Raw genomic sequence first — 2,045 nt, 5'->3', positions numbered from 1 at the left:
TTGATGGCCTCGTGGTCAAGCGGTTAAGACACCGCCCTTTCACGGCGGTAACACGGGTTCGAATCCCGTCGAGGTCAGTCAATGAATTATTCTTGACGAAAAGAAGATGGCATGATATACTAATCTAGTCATGTGAATTTAATATTTATGGCGCAGTAGCCAAGTGGTAAGGCAATGGTCTGCAACACCAGTATCCACCGGTTCAAATCCGGTCTGCGCCTCTTTAATAAGCCTGAAGAGTTTTCTTCAGGCTTTTTTATGTGCGCCTAGCGGCGCACGTCGCTAATGGATGAAAGTTCCTAATCCGCCCTAGTAGTGGGAAGGATACAGCCGAGACCAAGGGTGTCCTATTCATGGCAACGACCATGATTAACGCGAGGGGAATCTGAAGGAAGGTGGAGGTAAATCTCCGGTCTGACGAATAGAAATCACATCAGGCTACAGTTAAGGATAAGGCTGCATAACAAGTCGAAGTCCAATAACCACTCGGAATTATCTGTAGTAAATGTGGCAGATATATGGAGAGAAAGTGACGTGTGGTACCTAGGGAGGTCTCGTCAGCGGATGAAAACAGAGTATGAAATCCGTGAGTAACAACGAATGACGAGAAGTCAGCAGAAGCCATAGTAGACCGATGGTTGCAAACATCGGCGAAGGGCTGAACTTTAGGAGACACAAGCAATGAATGTAACTGAAAGTGGATTTAAGAACAGACAACTTCATATAGAAGACTATCTGCAAATGGTATCTGCGGAACAGAAAGAGTATGCAGAAGTGTTCGACTACTCTAAGATTACTGAAAAGAGCGGTGTCATCACAGACTATTGGACGAACAATCTTTTGGATTTGATTTTGCGAAAAGAAAATCTTAATAAGGCGTATAAGCAAGTAAAATCAAACAAAGGAAGCGGCGGAATTGACGGAATGCAGGTGGATGAACTTCTACCCTACCTAAGAGAAAACCAGAAAACCCTAATCCAAGAGATAAGAGACGGCAAATATAAGCCAAATCCAGTTCGAAGGGTAGAGATACCCAAGGAAACAAAAGGCGAGTTTCGTAAGCTTGGAGTTCCAACAGTAGTTGACCGAGTGATCCAACAGGCGATTACACAAGAACTCACATCAATTTATGAGGAGCAATTTTGACACAGTATGCCAGAGTAAACTGATAGAGGTGTTGTCACGAACCATCAAGGATGGCAGAGTTATTTCACTGATACATAAATACCTAAATGCGGGAGTTATAGCAAATGGGATGTGTGAGCGCACAGAAATAGGAATGCCCCAAGGAAAACTTTTTCTCAAAGTAAATCGAGAGAAAACAGAGGTGGCTCCTATCAGCAAAGTTAAATATCTTGGGTATACCTTTTACAGGTTCAAGGGAAAATGCAGATTTAGAGTTCACCAAAAGTCAGTCGCCAAAATGAAGAATAAAATCAGAGAATTGACAGATAGAAACAATGGCATGAGTAATGCTAAAAGAGAAGAGAAATATCAACAATTCGTGCGAGGATGGGTAAATTATTTTAAACTTGCAGACATGAAGAAGATTCTCAAAGAAACGGATGAATGGGCAAGACGAAGAATCAGAGCGGTCTATTGGAAACAATGGAAGAAAATCAAAACAAAGTACCGAATGCTAAAAGCATTAGGCCTTGAACATTGGAAAGCCAAAGAACTTGCGTGCAGTAGAAAAGGTTACTGGAGGATGGCACATGTACTAAATTCAGTAATCACAAATAAAATAATAGCCAAACTAGGATACACATCCATGCTTGACTATTATCTGGTAGTTTGCGAAAACTAAAGAACCGCCGTGTACCGAACGGTACGCACGGTGGTGGATCATTTCCTGGCACTGGGCATCAACAAAGAGGCAATGTATAAGATCCTTTCTGTTGCCTCCATGGGTCTTGACACATTACCGCATTGTCCGACGTTCGTTATGATGGCGGCAGTATGCGGTGTCACAACAAAAGCTTCTTATAAGCATGTGATGGTAATGACGGTTATTACACAGATTGTGCTGGCGACGGTTTCTCCGA

2 protein-coding genes, 2 tRNA genes and 1 pseudogene are annotated in these 2,045 nt (G+C 42.6%); all 5 read left to right on the top strand.

The genetic code is table 11. From position 1 onward, the window contains the following. Window positions 1-5: 5 nt before the first annotated feature. Window positions 6-77, top strand: a tRNA-Glu gene (locus WMO25_RS17490). A gap of 72 nt (window positions 78-149) precedes the next feature. After that, window positions 150-221, top strand: a tRNA-Cys gene (locus tag WMO25_RS17485). A gap of 460 nt (window positions 222-681) precedes the next feature. After that, window positions 682-1,146, top strand: coding sequence for a hypothetical protein (locus WMO25_RS17480; protein WP_349086464.1), 465 nt, complete (start codon window positions 682-684; stop codon window positions 1,144-1,146). Beyond that, complete coding sequence (locus WMO25_RS17475; protein WP_349086462.1) at window positions 1,130-1,807, top strand: group II intron maturase-specific domain-containing protein; 678 nt, start codon at window positions 1,130-1,132, stop codon at window positions 1,805-1,807. Before WMO25_RS17480 ends, WMO25_RS17475 begins: the two co-directional genes overlap by 17 nt. Before the next feature lie 9 nt (window positions 1,808-1,816). After that, a pseudogene (locus WMO25_RS17470) lies at window positions 1,817-2,045 on the top strand (hypothetical protein); the annotation flags it as partial.

It is taken from the genome of Coprococcus intestinihominis (assembly GCF_040096555.1).
Classification (GTDB): Bacteria; Bacillota; Clostridia; order Lachnospirales; family Lachnospiraceae; genus Coprococcus_A; species Coprococcus_A intestinihominis.
Note: the sequence above shows the minus strand (reverse complement) of the source record. Positions and strands in the feature narration are given on the sequence as shown.